The organism is Paraburkholderia phenazinium (assembly GCF_900142845.1).
GTDB classification, from domain to species: Bacteria; Pseudomonadota; Gammaproteobacteria; order Burkholderiales; family Burkholderiaceae; genus Paraburkholderia; species Paraburkholderia phenazinium_A.
On sequence record NZ_FSRU01000001.1, the window covers coordinates 359,752 to 379,631 of the forward strand.

Consider the following 19,880-nt stretch of genomic DNA (forward strand, 5'->3'; position numbering starts at 1 on the left):
CCTTCTCCTGACGGTAAGCGGGCGTAGCGGTTCATAAAGCGCTACGCCCAGGCAGCGCACGCTAGGGGATCAACGACGCAGCGCGCCGTTCCAGGCACGCGGTCGACACCAGCAACGGAGACGTACGATGAAGCGGTTTCGTGTGACCAGTGCGAGCAGTATCGTTTTATTGATGCTATGCATCATGTACTTCATTACCTACCTTGACCGCGTCAACGTCAGTACCGCAGCAGCCGGCTTCGGTAAGGAGTTCCAACTTTCTCATACTCAGATTGGCCTCGTCTTCTCGGCCTTCGCGTATCCGTACCTCGTGTTTCAGATCATCGGCGGCTGGGTGAGCGACCGGTTCGGCGCGCGGCGCACGTTGATCTGCTGCGGCGCAGTGTGGGCGCTGGCCACCATCCTGACCGGCCTCGCCGGCGGCCTCACTTCGCTGCTCGCCGCACGCTTGTTGCTGGGTTTCGGCGAAGGGGCGACGTTTCCGGCCGCAACAGCCGCGATGGCGCGCTGGGTCGCCAAAGAAAAGCGCGGCTTTGCGCAAGGCATCACACACGCGGCCTCGCGCATCGGCAATGCGGTGGCGCCGGGTGCGATCGTCCTCGTGATGGCCACCTGGGGCTGGCGCGAATCGTTCTACATCTGCGGGATATTCAGTCTCGTGTGGGTGATCGTCTGGGCAATCACGTTCACGGAGCATCCGAAAGACCATCCGCGCATCACGGCTGACGAACTCGAGGTCCTGCCGCAGCCCAAGCCGAAGGCCGCCAACGTACCGTGGAAAGCCCTGTTTCGCCGCATGGCGCCGGTCACGATTGTCTACTTCTGCTACGGTTGGACGCTGTGGCTCTTTCTTAGCTGGATTCCGCAGTACTTTCTGCATAGCTATCACCTCGACCTGCAGAAGTCGGCCATCTTTGCTTCGACGGTGTTTTTCGCGGGCGTACTCGGCGATACGCTCGGCGGTATCGTGACAGACAGGATCTTCACCCGCACCGGCAGCCTGAAACGTGCGCGTAGCTGGATGGTGTCGATCTGCATGCTGTTGACGCTCGCCGTGCTGGTGCCGCTGATGTTCGCGCACAACCTCTATATCTCAATGGCATGCCTGTCCGCCGGTTTCTTCTTTGCGGAAATGACGATTGGTCCGATGTGGGCGATTCCGATGGACATCGCGCCGGAATACTCCGGTACCGCCAGCGGCATGATGAACACCGGTTCGGCGCTGGCCGCCATCATCTCGCCGGTAGCCGGCGGCTTTCTGATCGACCGCTTCGGCAGTTGGGAATTACCGTTCGTCGGCAGCATGCTGCTGATGGGCATCGGCGTGGTACTCGCCTTCCGCATGCAGCCGGAAAGCAAATTCGAAGCGAACGCGACACCGGACGCGCAGCCGGCAACTGGCTTCAAAGTCTGAGCGCGCGCAGCACGCCCGGTTTTTAATCTCTGACCCGTAACGACGTAACGATGACCTCTACCGACATTTCCCCCTTGAGCCAGCGTCTCGCCGATGCGCGCGCACATCACCTGACGCTCGACAGCGTGCCGACGGAAATGATCCCAGTTGACGCAGACGCCGCCTACGCGATTCAGCACGAGATTCTGCGTGCATCGGGCGCGCGGATCGGCGGCTGGAAAATCGGCGCGAAATCCGAGACCGGCCCGATTCAAGGTGCGCCGCTGCCGGCCGGCGATGTGTATGACGACGGCGCGAAACTCTCGCGTGAAGCGTTTGCGCCGCTCGCGCTCGAACTGGAGATTGCGTTTCGCTTCGGCCGCCGCTTCGAACCGGCAAGCGAACCGTACAGCGAAGACGAAGTGTTCGCGGGTATCGGATCGTTTGGCACAACGATTGAAATTGTCGCGAGCCGCTACGCCGCATGGCCGAACATCGACAAGCTCGCGCAACTCGCCGATCTGCAAAACAACGGTGCGCTCATCGTTGGCGAATTCGCGCCTTATCGTGACGACTTTCCATTTGTCGCGCCGTCGCTGCGCTTCAGTTTCGAAGGGCGCGATGTGGTGCTCGCCGCCGCGGCGAACCCTGCCGGCGATCCACGCCGCCTGCTCCCGTGGCTCGTGAATCACTGTGCAGTGCATCGCGGTGTGGCCGTTACGCCGGACATGGTGATCACGGCCGGTTCATACACGGGCATGTTTTTCCCGCAGAGCGCAGGCACGGCGAGCGGCCGCATTGAAGGGCTCGCGCCCGTCAGTGTGACGCTCTTCTAGAGATTTCTTCGGGCCGACGATATGACGAATGCCGCTTCCCCCTTACTCGTCAAACCCATTCACCTGGTTCCGTCCAGCGCGCGGTTGACGACGCCGCTCGCGAAGCGTCTGCGCGAAGCCTTGCGCGGCGACGTGCTGTTCGACGCAGCCAGCCGCGGCCGTTACGCCACGGATGCGTCGATCTACCAGATCACGCCGATCGGCGTCGTCGTGCCGCACGATCAGGACGATCTGCGCATCGCGCTCGAAGTCGCGCGCAGCGAGAAGGTGCCGTTGCTCGCGCGCGGCGCCGGCACGAGCCAGTGCGGACAGACGGTGGGCGAAGCGCTGGTGATCGACACCAGCAAGTGGCTGAACAATATCGTCGCGTTCGATGCCGAGGCGCGCACCGTGACGGTCGAACCGGGCGTCGTGCTCGATCATCTGAATGCCTGGCTCAAGCCCCATGGGCTGTGGTTTCCGGTGGATGTATCGACGGCGGCGCAATGCACGATTGGCGGGATGGCCGGCAATAACTCGTGCGGCTCGCGCTCGATCGAGTACGGCAACATGGTGCACAACGTCGAGGCCATCGAAGCGATCCTCGCCGACGGCAGCGAGGCGCGCTTCGCATCGCTGCGCGAGGTGCCGCAAGGGGCGCGTCTGCAGGAGATCGTCGAAGGCGTGAAGCGCATCGCGCTGCGCGAACGCGACGAGATTGTCGCGCGCGTGCCCAAGGTGCTGAGGCGCGTGGCCGGCTACAACCTCGACGTGTTCGATTGCCAGAATCCGCGCGCCTACACCGACGATGGCATCGCCAACCTCGCGCATCTGCTGGTTGGCTCGGAGGGCACGCTGACGTTCAGCCGGCAGTTGACGCTGAAGCTCGCGCCGTTGCCCGCGCACAAGACGCTCGGCGTGGTCAACTTCCCGACCTTCTGGCAGGCGATGGACCTGACGCAGCACATCGTCAAGTTGAAGCCCGTGGCGGTTGAACTGGTGGACCGCACGATGATTGATCTGGCGATCGGCAATCCGGCGTTCCGCCCGGTCATCGAGAAAGCGCTGGTCGGCCGTCCCGAAGCGATCCTGCTGGTGGAATTCGCCGGCGAAAGCCGTGACGCGCAACTCGCCGGTCTCAAGCAACTGACCGAACTGATGGCCGACCTCGGCCTGCCCGATTCGGTCGTGCAGATGCCGGACGCAAACGAGCAGAAAGCGCTGTGGGAGGTCCGCAAGGCGGGTCTGAACATCATGATGAGCATGAAGGGCGACGGCAAGCCGGTGTCCTTCATCGAAGATTGCGCGGTGCCGCTCGAGCACCTCGCCGAGTACACCAGCAAGCTGACCGAGGTGTTCCACCGTCACGGCACGGAAGGCACCTGGTACGCGCACGCGAGCGTCGGCACGCTGCACGTGCGGCCGATTCTGGACATGCGTCGCGACGGCGCGCTCAAGATGCGCGCGATCGCGGAAGAAGCGGCCGTGCTCGTGCAGGAATACAAAGGCGCCTATTCGGGTGAGCACGGCGACGGACTGTGCCGCGGCGAATGGGTGGCGTGGCAATACGGCCCGCGCCTGAACCAGGCGTTCAGCGAGATCAAGACGCTCTTCGATCCGGACAACCGCTTCAATCCGGACAAGATCGTGCGGCCGCCGAAGATGGACGACACGCGCAATTTCCGCTTCGCACCGGGCTATCGGGAGCGCGCGGTGGAGACGGCGCTCGACTGGTCCGCATGGAATGTCGAACGCGATCCGCTCACCGGCGAGGAGAGCTTGCCGGGGACAGGTAACGATCTGTCCGGCGGCCTCGCCAAGGCCGTGGAGATGTGCAACAACAACGGCCATTGCCGCAAGTTCGATGCGGGCACGATGTGCCCGAGCTACCGCGTGACGAAGGACGAGCAGCACGTCACACGCGGCCGCGCCAATACGCTGCGGCTGGCTATTTCAGGGCAGCTCGGCGAGGCAGGGCTTGCGAGCGACGACGTGAAAGACACGCTGGATCTGTGCGTGTCGTGCAAAGGCTGCAAGCGCGATTGCCCGACCGGTGTCGATATGGCGAAGTTCAAGATTGAAGCACGGGCGGCGCGCGTCAAGCGGCACGGTCTGAGCATGCGCGACCGGCTGGTGGCGTTCATGCCGCGCTATGCGCCGTTCGCCAGCAAGGTGCCGGGCCTGATGGCTTTGGCCGACAACGTGCCGGTGCTCTCCACGTGGTTCAAGCGGACGGTGGGTTTTGCGCCGCAACGCACGTTGCCGCGCTTCAGCAAATCGTTCCTCGCAAGTGCTGTAGCCAGCGGAAGAGCCACCGCGGCAAAGACACGTTCAGATGCAGACGGCGTCGTCAAAGAGGTGTTGTTGTTCGTCGATACGTTCAACAACAACATGGAGCCGGAGAATGCGCGAGCGGCGCAGCGAGTGCTGGAGGCCGCCGGTTATACCGTGCACTTCAACACACGCGAGGGAGAGCGGCCGGTGTGCTGCGGCCGTACTTTCCTCGCGGCGGGTCTGGTGGACGAAGCGAAACAGGAAGCGCGGCGCATGCTCGACACGTTCCGGCCGTTTGTCGAACGCGGTGTGCCGATTGTCGGACTCGAACCGTCGTGTCTGCTGTCGCTACGCGACGAGTTTCTCCACTATGGTTTCGGCGAAGAGGCACAACGGCTGTCGAAGTCGGCATTCCTGTTCGAAGAATTTCTGGTGCGCGAGCAGAAGGCCGGGCGTCTGGCGCTGGAACTCAAACCGTTGCCTACACCGACCGCCCTGGTGCACGGCCATTGCCATCAGAAAGCCTTCGACGCCTTCACGCCGGTGCAAACCGTGCTGAAATGGATTCCGGAGCTGACGGTGTCGACGGTCGAATCATCCTGCTGTGGGATGGCGGGTAGTTTCGGCTACGAGGCCGAGCATTACGAAACCTCGCAGGCGATGGCGGAGTTGTCGTTGCTACCTGCCGTGCGCAAGATCGGCGCCGATACGGTGATGGTGGCCGACGGCACCAGTTGCCGGCATCAGATTCACGATGGTGCAGGCGTCGACGCGGTGCATGTGGCGCGTGTGCTGGCGATGGCCTTGAAGTAACCAGACCTACGCCGCTGCGCTCACCGCTTGCCGGTATAACACCGGCGCCACACCCACCGCTTCGCGGAAGCGGTGGCTGAAGTGGCTCGCATTGGCGTAACCGCAGCGCGCCGCCACCTGGGTGATCGGCAGCGTGGTGGTGCGCAACAGCACCCGTGCCCGCTCGATGCGCTGCTGCGCGATCCACGCAGCCGGCGGCAAGCCGAACGAGGTGCGGAACATGCGGGCCAGGTGGTACTCCGACAGACACGCCACCTCGGCCAGATTGCCGAGCGTGAGCGGCTGGGTCAAATGCTCGTCGATGTAATCGCGCAGCCGCCGGCGTGTCGCCACCGAGAGCCCGCCCTTCAGTTCCGCACCCATGCGGCTCACGCCTTGCGAGCGCAGCAGCAGGCTCAGGACTTCGTGGGCCGTTTCGTTGGTTCGCAACAGACCATCGGCGTCGTCCCAGCTTTCGTGGGTCAAGGACTGGCACAGCGTGGCAATGCGGGCGTCTTCGAAATAGGTGCGGTCAGCCAGCGTCACTTCGCGCGGTTCCCGGTCAAGCTCGCGCACGGCGCGCTGCGTGAAATGTTCCGGCAAAAAGTACAGGTGCATGAAGTGCATCTGGCCGCGCACCCACCAGCGCGATTCGTGGTCGCCGGGCAGCGCGCAAAGCCGTGCCGGCGCGCCGTACAGTCCCGGCATTTTCTGGCGCTCGGTGCGGTAGCCGCCGTCGAGGTAGCACGACAGCGTGTGATGGCCGGGGTTGTCGTAGACGGTTTCGTCCTCTTTGGTCACGCGGGTCCACTCGGCCACTGCCAGATGGTCGCCGAGCCACGCGAAGCGCTGCAGCGTCGCATTGGCGTCGCGCAGCGTGTGACACACCGACTGGAGGCCAAATGGCGTCTCGGTGGGGTCAGTGGCGGCGCTAGGCAGGTGGGTGTTCACGGCGCGAGAGAGTGGCGAATAGCATAGCTCGCAGTATAGAGCGGGCGTGGCCGTCCCCGCTCGCCGCGGCCAACATGTGCGCAATCCTGGACAAGTGACGGGCGGTTCGCGGGCGCACAGTCGGATGATCGAATCCCCGAACCTCTTTTCCGCCAGCCTTGCCATGAACCTGCTTCTCTACGCGATAACCGTCCTGATCTGGGGCACGACCTGGATTGCCATCAAGTGGCAGCTCGGCGTGGTGCCGCCGCCGGTGTCGATCGCCTGGCGCTTTGCGCTCGCCGCGCTCATCCTGTTCGCAGTGCTGCGCATCCTGCGCCGGCCCATCTGGCCGCCGCGCGCCGCATGGCGGTATCTGGTGGCACAGGGGCTGGCGCTGTTCTGCTGCAATTTCCTGTGCTTCTACTACGCCGAGCAGATCGTGCCGAGCGGTCTGGTCGCGGTGATCTTCTCGATCGCGCCGCTCCTGAACTCGATCAACGGCCGGCTGTTCATGGGCCGTCCGCTGCAACCCACGGTTATCGTGGGGGCGATGCTCGGGCTGATCGGCATCCTGTGCCTGTTCGTGCCGCAGATGGCCGGACATCTCGGCGACCGCACCGCCTGGCTCGGCCTCGCGATCGCGTTTCTCGGCACGCTGTGCTTTTCCACCGGCAGCCTGCTGTCGAGCCGGATGCAGTCGATGGGCCTGCACCCGCTCGTCACCAATAGCTGGGCCATGCTGATCGGCGCCAGCATCCTGACGGTGGGCAGCGCGTTGGCGGGCTTGTCGTTTGCTGTCGAGCCCGATGCGCGCTATCTCGGCGCGCTGGCTTATCTGGCCGTGTTCGGTTCGGTGGTCGGCTTTACGGCCTATCTGATGCTGGTCGGGCGGATGGGCCCGGAGCGCGCCGCCTACTGTACCGTGCTGTTTCCGATCGTGGCGCTGGCGGTATCGACCGTCTACGAGGGCTATCACTGGACCGCACTGGCCGCCGTCGGCCTGGTGCTGGTGGTGGCCGGCAATCTGGTGGCATTCGATCTGACGCGGCGGTTCTTCGCGCGGCGCGCGACGGCCTGATTCAGCGCCGCTCGGCGGTGAGGGTCTGCCAGGCGCGTTGCACACCGGCAAGTCTTTGAGGTGAGGCTTTCCGGGAACTGATCCGGTGCAGTGTTTCCCGTAGAACCGCAGAAGGTGAGAACTTACGGGAACGCTGAATTCGCTGAGCCTAGCGAGCGTGCACACCGTGGCCCTCACCCTCGCGCCATCTCGGCGCAAACGCCGACATCAGCGCAGCGGCTGCGTACATCACAAAGCCTACACCGCCGACCCACCACAGCGCGATCGACACCCGCGGTGCGAGAATCGTCGCGGCGCCGGCAATCGCCACGCCGAACAGACTGCCCGCCTGACGCAAGGCGTTCAGCAGACCCGCGGCCACCCCAGCCAGCTCGCCGGGCACCTGTTCCAGCACCGTCGAGATCATCGGCGCTACCGAGAGCGCGGTGCCGCAGCCGAACACGATCATCGCCGCATACGTCAGCACCCACGGCGCGCGCATCTCCAGGCTCGCGGCCATCAGCGGAACAGCGACGGCGGCAAAGCCAAGCCCGCTCGCCATCAGTTGCGTTGCGTTGAAGCGGCCATGCAACTTGCCCGACAGCAAATTACCCAGAGACAGGCTAGCAGCGATCGGCAGCAGCGTAAGACCGGTCTGACGTGCATTCATGCCCATCTCGCCGTGCAGGTAAAGGCTCAGCACGAACAGCAAGCCGAAATAGCCGACGTACACCGAGGTCCCTGCCAGATTCATCGCGACGAACAGACGGTTGCGAAACCACTGCGGCGGCACCATTGGATCGTGCGTGCGCCGCTCGACCGCAATCAGCGTCAGCGTCGCCAGCACGGCGATTAGCGCGGCGCCCCACACCTCACGCGCCGCGATGCCGCGCGACGGCAGTTCGATTGCCGCATAGCACAGCGAGCCCAGCGCGACGATGGTTGCCAGTTGACCGGCCCAGTCGAAGCGGCGCGCACCGCTGCGCAGGCTGTGACGCACCACCAGCCACGCTCCGCCGAAACCGACAATCCCCGTCGGCACGTTGATCAGAAAGGCGCTGCGCCAGCCATACCCTTGCACAAGGATGCCGCCAAGCACCGGCCCGACCGACGCCGCCACGGACGCAATCGTGGCCCATACCGCAATGGCCCGCGCCCGTTCGACAGGGTCGTCGAAGGTGCTGCGGACAATCGCCAGCGAGGCCGGCAGGAACAACGCCGCACCTGTGCCCTGGACGAAGCGCGCCACGACCAGCGCGCCGACATTCGGCGCGAGCCCACAGGCTGCCGACGCCGCCACGAACAACGCCAGCCCGCACAGATACACAGCCTTCGCGCCGAAGCGATCGGAGGCGACGCCGCCTGCCAGAATCAGGGCGGCGAAACTGAGCGTGTACGCATCGACGATCCAGGCGAGGCCGCCCACCGATGCTCCGAGCGTGGCATGCATCGCGGGCAGCGCGACATTGACGATAGTCGTGTCGAGCACCGCCATGAACATGCCGCTCGCCACCAGCGCCAGCGTCAGGCGCGGGCGGGTGGTGGGTTTCGACGCCATCAGGGTGGCGGGGGCAAGCGTCTCGACAGCGCATTCGGTCATGTGCGGCTCCGGGGTCATCGCCGAAGTCTAGACGGCGCGGGCGCTGCAACAAAGCCATGAATACGCATCGGTATGATGCAGAATTGCAGTACGGAGGACGCCTTCGATGATGAACTGGGACAACGCCCGCTTCTTTCTCGCCGTCGCGCGCACGGGCACGTTGCGCGGCGCGGCGGTGCAACTGAACGTCGACCAGGCCACGGTCGGCCGCCGCATCGCGGCGCTCGAAGAGACACTGGCGGCGACGCTGTTTTTGCGCACGCCGGCGCTGTTCGTCCTGACGCCGGCGGGCGAGGCCTTGCTTGGGCCCGCTGAGTCGATGGAGCAGGCGGCCCTGCTGATCGAACGGCGCATCGCCGGTCTCGACGATCAGTTGGCCGGAACGATTCGCGTCGCGACGACGGACTCGCTCGGCAAGCGTTTCGTGGTGCCGGCCATCGCCAAGGTGCGCCGCGCGCATCCGGGCATCGAGATCGTCTGCGTGACTTCGGCGCAGATCGCCAACCTGACGCGGCGCGAGGCGGATCTCGCCATTCGCACGCTACGTCCCGATTCGCCGGACCTGATCGCGCGAAAGCTCGCGCAACTGGAATCGCGCTTATATGCGTCGCGTGACTATGTCGCGGCGCGTGGCGAGCCGCGTGAAGGCGAGGCGTTCGAGGGCCACGACCTGGTGATGTATCAGCAGCCGGTTGTGCCCTCCATGTGGAGCGCGTTGTGCGGCGAGCCGACTTCGCGCGGCCGGGCGGTGTTTCAGACCTCGTCGACGGCGATGCTGTTCGAGGCGACCATCGCTGGAATGGGCATTGCGGAGTTGGCCTGCTTTCGCGCCGAGGACGAACCCGAACTGGTGCGCGTCATGCCGCATCGCTACAACCATTTCGACGTATGGCTGGTGGCCCACGCCGATCTGTATAAAACCGCGCGCATGCAGGTGCTGGTCACGGCCGTAGTGGAAGCATTCGCGACTGCGGTCTAGCGCGGCATGGTTGCGCCGTCGCGCGGAAAACTTTGCCCAATGCGTAATATTTGAAAATATATATCGGCAAAAGAGGCCGCCATTTCAAATTTGGCAATGCGGATTGCATTATGATTTTTGATAATTTATCAAAGAGATTTTTTATCGATTAATTTCCACAAAAAGTATGCGAGGATAAATCGCCCCTCGCAAGGAAACGATCGTGAAACTCTCCTCCCGCTTTGGCGCAGCACTGCTCGCTTTACAGAGCATCGTGCCCTGTGCCGCGCTTGCTCAATCGCAACTGACCTACACTACCTCCTGGATTGGCAATAGCTTTGGATTCGGTGACGGCAATTGGATGCAGCAGGATATTCAATCCATCAATGTCGCGCCGAATGGCACTGTTTATACCAATTCGCCGTGGGATGAAAGCGGCAGCGAAATCGCGTCCTATCAGAACGGCAATAAACTTGCCGTAGCCGGCAATACGCACGGTTGGGGCGCGGCCGGTGGCGATGCAGTGGCCACCAACAGCACGTATCTGTACGCGGCGATGTCCATCGGCAATGAGAGCAACGCGCTGGTCGGCGCGGACTATCCGCCGCAAAACCAGACGTGGTTCGGTCTCACGCGGCGCCTGTTGTCGAACATCGCCACCGGTGCGCCGTTTGCATCCGGCATCGGCAACAGCGCTAACGCAACCAAAGACAGTTTCCTGCGCGTCGAGGCGGTAACCGCCGGCGTCGACGCGGGCATTCGCGGACTCGCCGCCACCGACAGCGAAGTGTACGTGGCCGATACCTACGGCAACCGGATTGTCGTGCTCGACGCACAAACCATGCGGCAGTTGCGCTCATGGAGCGTGACGGCGCCGGGCCGCATCGTGATCGATACCGACACGACGTTGTGGGTCATCAGCGGTTTCGATTCGGCGAGCGGCGCGAGTGTCGTGCACTACTCGAACACCGGCACTCTGCTGGCGGGCACCTTGCCGCTGCCGGCGGGCACGATCCCCACCGCCCTTGCGATCGCACCGTCAGGACAGATTCTCGTGGCGGACAATGGCCCCTCGCAGCAGATTCTCGTGTTCGACAAGCTCACCGGCGGCCAGACGCAACTCGACACTGCGCTCGGCACGCGCAACGGCCTCTTCCATACGGTCGAAGGCACGCCTGGGAACTGGCGCTTTAACGGCATCACCGGCATCGGTTTCGATCAGAGCGGCAATCTGTATGTGGGGCAGAACAACGAGGGGCCGCGGCCCCTCGGCTCGGCGACGGTTGGCGAGGGCGCGGTGCTCGAGAGTTATGGATTCGCGTCGCAGCAACTGAACTGGCGTTTGTACGGGCTGACCTTTGTCGACAGCGGCGACTTCGACCCGGCCAATCCCACTAGCGTGTATAGCGGCTCGAAACGCTTCACGCTCGATTACAGCCAACCCACCGGCAAAGAGTGGTCGTATGCCGGCTTTACGCTGAACCGTTTCGCTTACCCCGACGACCCCTCCTTCTATCTCACTCGCAACGTGCGCGGCGAGCCGATGATGCGGCGGATCAACGGCCAGCCGTATCTGTACACGCTTGACCCGTACTCGCACTATCTGAGCGTGTATCGGTTCGACACGGCCCATGGCGAAGTCGCGATTCCCTCTGGCCTGCTGGCCGAGAATCCGATTCCGGGCACCTGGCCGGCCGGACAGCCGACCTCCGGCGAGTGGATGTGGCGCGACAGCAATGGCGACGGCGTGGTCGATGCGAACGAGATCACCAGCAACCCGTCCACGGGCAGCACCGTCGGCGATGGCTTCTGGTGGGTGGACAGCGCCAGCAACGTCTGGCTCGCGACGCCCGTGAGCGGTATCCGCGAGATGCCTTTGCAGGGGCTCGATTCGTTCGGCAATCCGATCTATCAGTACACCGGCGCGAAGACGTTCGCAATGCCGTCGCAGTTCACCCGACTCGGACGGGTTGTCTACGTAGCGCAGACCGATACGATGTACGTGACGGGCTTCACGAGTGCGAACCCATGGAATTCGACGCTCTGGAAAGAAGCCGGCCCATTGCTCGCGCGCTATGACAACTGGAGCAGCGGCAACCCGTCGTTGGTCTACACCGTTGCACTGCCGTGGAATACGCAAAGCGATCCGCAGGTGACCACGGTGGGTGTCGCGGTGGCGGGCAATTACATTTTCGTGGCCGAGTTGTTCACGCAGAAAATCGATGTGTACGATGCGCGCTCGGGTCAGGCAGTCGGCTATATGACGCCCGGCGCGAGTGTGGGTAACACGAGCGGTTGGGTCGACGTGGAACTCGGCATCAACGCAGTGGAGCGCGACAACGGCGAGTACGACGTGCTGGTGGAGGACGATGCCCGCGCCAAGATCCTGCTGTACCGGTGGACGCCTGCGTCTTAACGGCTTCGTGTGCGGCGAATGGACGAATGGACGACCGATCGCGATCGGTATATAACAACATTAGAGATTCATTCACCCCTGCCACACATGGAGAGATGGTCCATCATGACGCGTGATGTTTCGCAAAAGCAGGAAACGGGCGAAAGGCCCGATCTCGAACACCTTGACGCAGCCATCAGCCACGTCGACCAGTTGGTGAGTTCGGGCGGCATTGCATCGGGCGCGGCCAAAGGGCTGTTGTATAGCCTGATCGAAACGCTGGGCACGCTGGTGGGCGATCCGGATCTACCGGAGCACGCCCGTTCCGGCTATGAAGGCTTGCTGGAAACCGCCCGCGAATTACGGATCAAGCTCGAACACTGAAATTGATCTGGAGATTCACGCTTCCGCGCTTTCTTGCGCGGCTAGCGCTTCCAGCAGAGCCTCCGGCGCCGACGTGATCTGCACGTTCGGCGTGCCATGCCAGTCCGCACAGCGCTGGAACGCGCGCTGAAGGTCCGCGGCGAGACGGCCGCTGACGCGCACTCCCGGTTCCAGATGAACCGCCTTCAGTTCGAAGATGCCGCTCGTCCGGTGCGCCTTCGCATCGGCGCGGCCTACCAGCTTGCCGCGGCTCAGGATCGGCAGCACGAAATAGCCGTACTTGCGTTTGGCCGCCGGCGTATAGCATTCGATTGCATAGTCGAAGTCGAACAGCGCGGCGGCGCGCTTGCGGTCCCACACGACCGGGTCGAACGGCGACAGCAAGGTCGTCACGGTCGAGGTCAGTTTGCCGTTGATGGCATCGTCGATCAGCGGTGCAAACTCATGATGCACGTAGGTGTCCTGCTTCCAGCCATCGACGCGAACCGGGATCAACTCGCCTTCGTCGGCCAGTGCGTGCAGCGCATCGACATAGGGCCGGCGCGGCAGGCGGTAGTAATCGGCGACCCAATCGGCGCGCGCGACGCCCAGGGCGCGGCAACTGCGCCGCAGCACTTCCTGCGCAACCGCCTCTGCCGGCTGCAGATCGCGCTGATCGTTCCAGCCCGGCAGCACCCGTTCGGTCAGATCGTAGACACGATGAAAATTGCGCCGCTCGGCCACCATCAATTGACCGATGGCGAACAGCACTTCGAGGTGGCGCTTCTCCGGCTTCCAGTCCCACCAGCCGTTACTCTTGCCCGCCTCACGGACAAAATCCGCCGAGCGGACCGGTCCGTTTGCGCGGATCTGTTCGAGCAGGCGCGCGATTTCCTTGCGGTATTTCTTGTGCCACTCCGCCGCGTATTTCCAGCCCATACCGCTGGGGTCGAGCATGCGGTGACGCAGCAGGCCGTAGTCTTCGATCGGCACGAAGCAGGCCTCGTGCGACCAGTATTCGAAGAGCTGGCCTTCGGCGAGATGCTCGTCGAGCCACTGCGGCGTGTAGGCGCCGAGGCGGCTGAACAGCACGAGGTAAGGGCTGCGTGCGACGACGTGAATCGTGTCGATCTGCAACTGCGCCATGCGGCGAATTGCGTCGAGGACGTCGGCTTTGGTGGCTTTGCGGCGCGGCGGGGTCAACAAACCTTGCGCGGCCAGATGGAGGGTGCGGGCGGCGGATAACGGGAGAGTCTTCACGCGGTCGATCGCTGAGTGGAGGGAGCGGCGCAGCGGCGCTGACGAACTGGCGCCTGGGCGGACCCCGAAGAGGCGCCGCCCGGCCGGACAACCGCTACTTTAGCGCGAATGCGCCAGGCGTCATGCGCCCAGTGCCACGGCCTCCGGCTCTCCCGCGGCGATGGCCAGCATCTGATGGATCTGCGAGACCACGGCAGCCCCTTCGCCCACTGCCGCTGCCACGCGCTTCGTCGAGCCCGCGCGCGCATCGCCGATCGCGAACACGCCATCAACCGTGGTGCCGAGATCGCAGGTGGAGTTCAGGCCTTTTTCGCCGGTCAGCACGAAGCCTTTCGGGTCGAGTTGCACACCGCAGGTTTGCAGCCACTCGGTGTTCGGATCCGCGCCGGTGAAGAGAAACAGATGACGCGTGTCGAAACGGTCCGTGCCGTCCGCCAACGGCGCCTTCAACACCACCGACGCGAGACCGACCTCATCCGCATCGAGCCGCCCGATCTCCGTATGCGGATGCACGAACACATTCGGCAACGAGCGGATCCGGTCGATCAGATAGCGCGACATGGTCGCTTCGAAGCCGCTGCGCCGGATCAGCACATGCACTTTCGCCGCGTGCGTGGCGAGATAGACGATGGCCTGACCGGCGGAATTGCCGCCGCCCACCAGCACGATCTCTTCGCGCTTGCAGAGCTTGGCTTCGACAGGCGAGGCCCAGTAGTAGACGCCGCGTCCATCGAAACGCTCGAGACCCTCGATGGCGGGCCGCCGGTACACGGCGCCGCTCGCAATCACGATGGTGCGCGCTTTCACGCTGCCGCCGCACTTGAGTTCGAGGCGATGTGGCGACTCCTCGCAATGCAGGGATTTGACCCTGACCGGAATGGCCACGTGTGCGCCGAACTTCTGCGCCTGCACAAACGCGCGGCCGGCCAGCGCCTGACCGCTGATGCCGGTGGGAAAGCCCAGATAGTTCTCGATGCGCGAACTGGCGCCCGCCTGGCCGCCTGGCGCGCGGCTGTCGAGCACGATCACCGAGAGGCCTTCCGAGGCCGCGTAAACCGCGGTCGCGAGTCCCGCCGGGCCGGCGCCGACGATGGCGACGTCGTAGATCAACGACGCATCGAGTTCGGGCAGCATGCCGAGGCAGGTCGCGAGTTGCGGATCGCTCGGATGACGCAGCACGGAACCGTCCGGACAGATCACGAGCGGCAGATCGTCAGGCTGCGCGCCGAACTGTTCGATCAGGCTGAGCGCGTCGTCGTTGCGTTCGTCGATCACCGAATGCGGGTGACCGTTGCGCGACAAAAAGCCTTGCAGCGAGACGAGCCGTGCGTCGTTGCTCTTGCCTACCAGGATCGGGCCGCCCGCGCCCTTTTCGATCAGCGAGACGCGCCGCAGGATCAGCGCACGCATGATGCGCTCGCCCAGTTCCGCTTCCGCCACGATCAACGCGCGTAGCCGGATGGGGGGAATCAGCAGCGCCTCGACGGGTTCAAGCGCCATCCCGCTGACGAGACAGACACGCCCGGACAGTTGACCGACTTCGGCTAGGAACTGCTTGGGACCACGCTCGGAAATGAGGCGCTCGCGTCCCAGTCCATCGCGTTGGAAAACCTTGACGCGTCCTGCCAGCGTCACGAACATGCCCGGCCCGATATGACCGGTTTCGAACAGCAATTGACCGGGTTCCCAGTGTTGCACTTCGCCGAATTTGCGCAGCCGGTTGATTTCTTCCCAGGTCAGTTCGGGGAACATCTGATGTTCCCGTGTCGCCAGCGAAGAGAACGGCGCGTCGGCAACCACAGCTTGTTGTTGTTGCACTTCGGCTTCTTGAATCTCAACCATCAAACCGCTCCTTCTGTTTTATGGTCCAGCTTATGGTCCAGCATAGGGTTCGGCGACGAGGGCAGACGCCAGGCAAACGGGCAACCGGCCACAGGCGATCGGCAAACCGTGCGAGGCCAAGCGGCGTTTTTACACCGCCGGCGCTACGCCCGGATGCACTTCGGAGACCGGCTCTTCGTCCAGCGGCTCGAGTTGCCGCCCGGCGTCGCGCCATGCGTCGAGACCGCCGCGCAGCGGCAGCACGTCGCTGAAACCGGCTTCGTTGAGTTGCTTGGCCATCCAGGCCGCCGAAATTTCATTCGGGCACGAACAGTAGATGACGAGTTTCTGCTCGGGCGAGTACTTCGCGACGATTTCATTGAGTTGGCGCTCGTCGGCGAACTGCGTGCCCGGAATCACGAACGGATCGAGCTTGCGCTTCTCGCGCGAACGAATGTCGAACAACACCGGTGGCTTGCCCTCGGCGATCAGCGCGTAGAGCTCATCGACTTCCATCCGAGCAGTGGCGAGCTTGTTGATGAGCTGGCGCCGGCGGATCCAGCGGTAAGTGGCATAGAGTAGCAGCAACGCGAGGATCGCCACGCCCGCCATGCGGCCAAGGCGGCCTGCGCCGGCCATCAGCATGTCGATCTGCTGCGCGAACAGCGCGCCGATGACGAGACCGGTACCCGACCACAGGGCGGCGCCGATGCTGTCATAGGTCAGGAAGGTGCGGTAGGCCGTGCCCATCGCGCCGGCCATCGGAATGGAGACGATCGACAGGCCCGGCACGAACTTCGCCACGGCGAGCACGCGCACGCCCCAGCGGCCGAAGAAGCGCTCGGTCTTCTTCACGCAGGTGTCGCGCGAGAGCGACAGCTTGCAGAGTGTCTTCAGCGTGTTGCCGCCGTAGATGCGGCCCGCGAGGTACCACACGCTGTCGCCGATCAGCGTGGCGAAGATGGCGAGGATGAGCACCGACGCGAGTTGTGTGCCGACGGTGGCCGGATGCATGGCCGCCATCGCGCCGAACAGGACGAGACACGGCATCGCGGGCACGGGCAGCCCGAGCGATGCGGCGAGCACATTGGCAAAGACGAGTGCAGGCCCGTACTGCTCGACGAGGTCATGTAGCATCGGCTTACTTCCGTGGCCGTTTCCGGTGGGAAGCGAAGAGGGAACTTATCGATTATGGACGCATTTCCGTGACGTGCAAGCGTCCGGTAATGTGGTGTGCGGGTAAAGCCGGAGAAGCCTTGCTGGGTCAGCCGCAGCGGGCAGAAAGCCGCGCGTGGAGCGACGTTCCGGCCAGCCGGTCAAGGTGGGCAAATGCGGCTGGCGGACGGGGGTTGCAGACGAGGGGCGCGCTTGCGGTTCGGCGGCAGGTGTGCGGCATTCGCGTGCGCCAATGCCGCCACCCCTGTCAACTACGGTGATTGTGCTGTTCGCCCGGCAGTTCGGCACCGTGCGCGCGAATGGCCGCAATCAGTTCCGCCGGGGTGATTTCATAACGCACTTCGCGGTGGATGCCCGGCTTGCGTTCGTCGACTTCGATCAGAAGAATACCCTTGCCGTCTTCTGTCGATTCGAGGCGCAGCGAGCGAAGTTCGCGCGCCGTTGCGTCGTCGTATTCGGTGAGCAGGGCCATTGACCCGGAAGACCCGGTAGTGCGCATCGAAGTTGTCCTCGTTCCGTTGTTGATCAAACCCATTGTACGGGCAGCTTGGCGCGCCGTGTTTCGCGCATGGCCGATACCGTGACATCCCACGCACCTCGGAGAGCCGCGCCACGCAATGTTATCCGGCCTGCGGCTGCGTCGTGGCAACCAGTTTAACGCGACTCATTGCGTCGCAAGATGCATTTTTCGTGCCCCGCTGCGGTGCAACCATTCCGCCCGATTGTCACGGCCCTGACGCGCGGCCGGGTTAGGCGGTTGCGCCGCGAATGTGCGCAGCGGGCGTTTAATCCGGGGCCGCTGCACGCGCTTAGGGCACGCGTCGGGCACGCTTACGGCACCAGCCGCCGCCCTTTTGCTGTAAACGGTGCGACCCGTTCCGCCGTTGACCGGCGTCGCCATACTCATGTCCGAATCTGGCCAGTGACGCACCCGGGGATGCGCTACATTGCCAGCATGACTCTCGATCGTGAAACCTGCTATCAGGCGGTACTCTCGCGCGACCGGCGCTTTGACGGCTGGTTCTTCGTGGCGGTGACGTCGACAGGTATTTATTGCCGTCCAGTGTGCCCGGTCCGGCCGCCGAAGTTCGCGAATTGCCGTTTTTACGCGAACGCTGCGTTGGCTGAGCATGCGGGATTTCGACCGTGCTTGCGGTGCCGTCCGGAACTGGCGCCCGGTCACGGCTTGCTCGATGTCTCGGCGCCGCTCGCACAGGCGGCCGCTGCGCTGATCGACGGCGGCTTTCTCAACGACAGCAACCTCACCGCGCTGGCCGCGCGAATCGGCGTGAGTGCGCGACATCTGCGGCGCATATTCGAAGCGGAGTTCGGCGTGTCGCCGATCGATTACGCGCAGACGCAACGCTTGTTGCTGGCGAAGCGTCTCCTGACCGACACCACGTTGCAGGCCGCGGAGATTGCCTTGACGGCGGGCTTCGGCAGCGTGCGTCGTTTCAACGACCTGTTCCGCAGTCGCTACGGCTTTAGTCCGGCGCGTTTGCGCCAGCGTCGGCGCGAGGCGGTGAGTACCGACACCTTCACGTTCGAACTGGGCTATCGGCCGCCGTTTGCATGGGATGCGCTCCTCTATCACCTCACCGACCACGCGATCGAAGGTGTCGAACAGGTAACGGAGCGCAGCTATGCGCGTGCCGTCGATATCCGGCAGGACGGCCGGCACGTCACCGGTTGGCTGCAGGCAGAGGACGTGCCGTCGCGGCACGCGCTGCGGCTCACGGTGACGGCTTCGTTGACCGCGGTGTTGCCGCGTCTGCTGTCGCAGGTGCGGCACTTCTTCGATCTCGATTGCCGTCCTGATCTGATCGACGCCCGACTCGGCGAACTGGCCGCATCGCTGCCGGGCATTCGGGTGCCCGGCGCGTTCGACGGCTTCGAAATCGCCGTGCGTGCCATCGCCATGCGTCAGTGGCCGCGCGCCGACGCATGTGCATGGCTGCGCCGGATCGCCGAGACGTTCGGTGCGCGCGTGACACAGGCGCCGGAGGGCTTGCGTGCGGCGTTCGCCACGGCGGACGTGCTGGCGCAAGTGCCCGCTGAGACGCTGCGGGCAACCGGACTATCGGCACGGGGTGTCCACCTGTTGCTGAAACTCGCTGATGACGTCGTCCAGCGGCGGGTGTTTCTCGAACCTTTGACCCCGCTCGAGGAGACGCTTGCGCATTTGCGCACTGAGGTGGGCTTCGACGAGTGGTCGGTCCAATACATCGCGATGCGGGCGATCGGCTGGCCGAATGCATTTCCGGCGGGCGATCCGTTGAGTGCCGCAAGTGCGGCAAGCGCCGCATCGACCGACAGCGCCGCGCAATGGGCGCCGTGGCGCGCGTATGCGGCGCAGCACCTCGCGCTCGTTCACGAAGAAAAGGCACACGCGGCATGAAACACTACCTGTCGATTCCCAGTCCGCTCGGTACGATGTTGCTGCGCGCAGAAGACGACGCGCTCACCGGCGTGTACTTTGTCGGCCAGAAGTACTTCCCGCTGGATGCTCCGAACGCGGCCAACATGGCGGTCGCTGCGCCGTCACGCGTACTGGCGGAAAGTGCGGAGCAACTCGCCGAATATTTCGCCGGCGAGCGGCAGCGTTTCACTGTCCGGCTGCAGATGGCGGGTTCGACGTTTCAGCGGCGCGTCTGGAGCGAACTCGTGAAGATCCCGTTTGGGGAGATCGCAAGCTACGGGCAGCTCGCCCTGCGCCTCGGTCTCGCCGCGGGCAGTGCGCGTGCGGTGGGGGCGGCGAACGGGCGCAACCCGGTGTCGATCATCGTGCCGTGCCACCGGGTGATATCGAGCGCGGGCGAACTCACCGGATACGCCGGTGGACTAGAGCGCAAGGCCGCGTTGCTGACGCTCGAACGGCCCGCGGCCGCGCAACCACGGCAACTGGAATTGCTCGATACCGAAGGCGTGCGATAGTCCACATCCGGCGCGCGAACGCAGACGCAACATAGGCAAAAGCGCAGATAAAAAATAGCCCGTCCGCAATGGGACGGGCTGCCAAAACGCCGTTATTACTCGGGTCAGC

Annotated in this window: 15 protein-coding genes; 9 read left to right on the plus strand and 6 right to left on the minus strand. The window is 64.1% G+C overall.

The window, feature by feature from the left end; genetic code table 11:
• The first annotated feature begins 127 nt into the window (after positions 1-127).
• Genes BUS12_RS01715 through BUS12_RS01725 form a run of 3 tightly spaced genes read left to right on the plus strand, consistent with a single transcriptional unit; the run spans position 128 to position 5,295 of the window.
• Complete coding sequence (locus tag BUS12_RS01715) at positions 128-1,414, plus strand: MFS transporter (RefSeq protein WP_074293949.1); 1,287 nt, start codon at positions 128-130, stop codon at positions 1,412-1,414.
• A gap of 50 nt (positions 1,415-1,464) precedes the next feature.
• The gene (locus tag BUS12_RS01720) at positions 1,465-2,229 is read left to right on the plus strand and encodes a 2-keto-4-pentenoate hydratase (RefSeq protein WP_074293950.1); all 765 of its coding nucleotides are present in this window, start codon (positions 1,465-1,467) and stop codon (positions 2,227-2,229) included.
• Positions 2,230-2,250: 21 nt separating this feature from the next.
• A complete protein-coding gene (locus tag BUS12_RS01725) occupies positions 2,251-5,295 on the plus strand; it encodes an FAD-binding and (Fe-S)-binding domain-containing protein (RefSeq protein ID WP_074293951.1) in 3,045 nt (1,014 codons plus the stop codon).
• A gap of 6 nt (positions 5,296-5,301) precedes the next feature.
• On the opposite strand, the gene BUS12_RS01730 is transcribed toward BUS12_RS01725, so the two are convergent.
• On the minus strand, positions 5,302-6,225 hold the full coding sequence (locus tag BUS12_RS01730) for a helix-turn-helix domain-containing protein (protein ID WP_074293952.1): 924 nt from the start codon (positions 6,223-6,225) through the stop codon (positions 5,302-5,304).
• A 163-nt stretch (positions 6,226-6,388) separates the two neighbouring features.
• Here BUS12_RS01730 and BUS12_RS01735 point away from each other — a divergent pair, with 163 nt between their 5' ends.
• Entirely contained in the window at positions 6,389-7,285 is an 897-nt protein-coding gene (locus BUS12_RS01735) for a DMT family transporter (protein WP_074296981.1), read from the plus strand.
• Positions 7,286-7,433: 148 nt separating this feature from the next.
• Here BUS12_RS01735 and BUS12_RS01740 read toward each other — a convergent pair whose 3' ends face one another.
• Positions 7,434-8,864 (minus strand): MFS transporter, encoded by a 1,431-nt coding sequence (locus tag BUS12_RS01740; protein WP_074293953.1) that lies wholly within the window; start codon positions 8,862-8,864, stop codon positions 7,434-7,436.
• A 109-nt stretch (positions 8,865-8,973) separates the two neighbouring features.
• On the opposite strand from BUS12_RS01740, the gene BUS12_RS01745 reads away from it, so the two are divergent.
• The 3 genes from BUS12_RS01745 to BUS12_RS01755 all read left to right on the plus strand — a co-directional run bounded on the left by BUS12_RS01745 (position 8,974) and on the right by BUS12_RS01755 (position 12,601).
• Complete coding sequence (locus tag BUS12_RS01745) at positions 8,974-9,843, plus strand: LysR family transcriptional regulator (RefSeq protein ID WP_074296983.1); 870 nt, start codon at positions 8,974-8,976, stop codon at positions 9,841-9,843.
• Positions 9,844-10,045: 202 nt separating this feature from the next.
• Positions 10,046-12,238, plus strand: a complete 2,193-nt coding sequence (locus tag BUS12_RS01750) for an NHL repeat-containing protein (protein WP_074293954.1) — start codon at positions 10,046-10,048, stop codon at positions 12,236-12,238.
• Between the two features lie 105 nt (positions 12,239-12,343).
• Complete coding sequence (locus BUS12_RS01755) at positions 12,344-12,601, plus strand: hypothetical protein (protein WP_074293955.1); 258 nt, start codon at positions 12,344-12,346, stop codon at positions 12,599-12,601.
• A gap of 15 nt (positions 12,602-12,616) precedes the next feature.
• Here BUS12_RS01755 and BUS12_RS01760 read toward each other — a convergent pair whose 3' ends face one another.
• From BUS12_RS01760 to BUS12_RS01775, 4 genes are all read right to left on the minus strand, one after another.
• A complete protein-coding gene (locus tag BUS12_RS01760; protein WP_074293956.1) occupies positions 12,617-13,840 on the minus strand; it encodes a winged helix-turn-helix domain-containing protein in 1,224 nt (407 codons plus the stop codon).
• A 120-nt stretch (positions 13,841-13,960) separates the two neighbouring features.
• The gene (locus tag BUS12_RS01765; protein ID WP_074293957.1) at positions 13,961-15,682 is read right to left on the minus strand and encodes an FAD-dependent oxidoreductase; all 1,722 of its coding nucleotides are present in this window, start codon (positions 15,680-15,682) and stop codon (positions 13,961-13,963) included.
• A gap of 129 nt (positions 15,683-15,811) precedes the next feature.
• Positions 15,812-16,798, minus strand: a complete 987-nt coding sequence (locus tag BUS12_RS01770; protein ID WP_074293958.1) for a DedA family protein/thiosulfate sulfurtransferase GlpE — start codon at positions 16,796-16,798, stop codon at positions 15,812-15,814.
• Between the two features lie 286 nt (positions 16,799-17,084).
• Complete coding sequence (locus tag BUS12_RS01775) at positions 17,085-17,336, minus strand: hypothetical protein (RefSeq protein WP_074293959.1); 252 nt, start codon at positions 17,334-17,336, stop codon at positions 17,085-17,087.
• A 456-nt stretch (positions 17,337-17,792) separates the two neighbouring features.
• Between BUS12_RS01775 and BUS12_RS01780 the strand changes: the two genes are divergently transcribed.
• Positions 17,793-19,235, plus strand: a complete 1,443-nt coding sequence (locus BUS12_RS01780; protein WP_143788227.1) for a DNA-3-methyladenine glycosylase 2 family protein — start codon at positions 17,793-17,795, stop codon at positions 19,233-19,235.
• On the plus strand, positions 19,232-19,771 hold the full coding sequence (locus BUS12_RS01785; protein ID WP_074293961.1) for a methylated-DNA--[protein]-cysteine S-methyltransferase: 540 nt from the start codon (positions 19,232-19,234) through the stop codon (positions 19,769-19,771). Before BUS12_RS01780 ends, BUS12_RS01785 begins: the two co-directional genes overlap by 4 nt.
• Positions 19,772-19,880 lie beyond the last annotated feature (109 nt).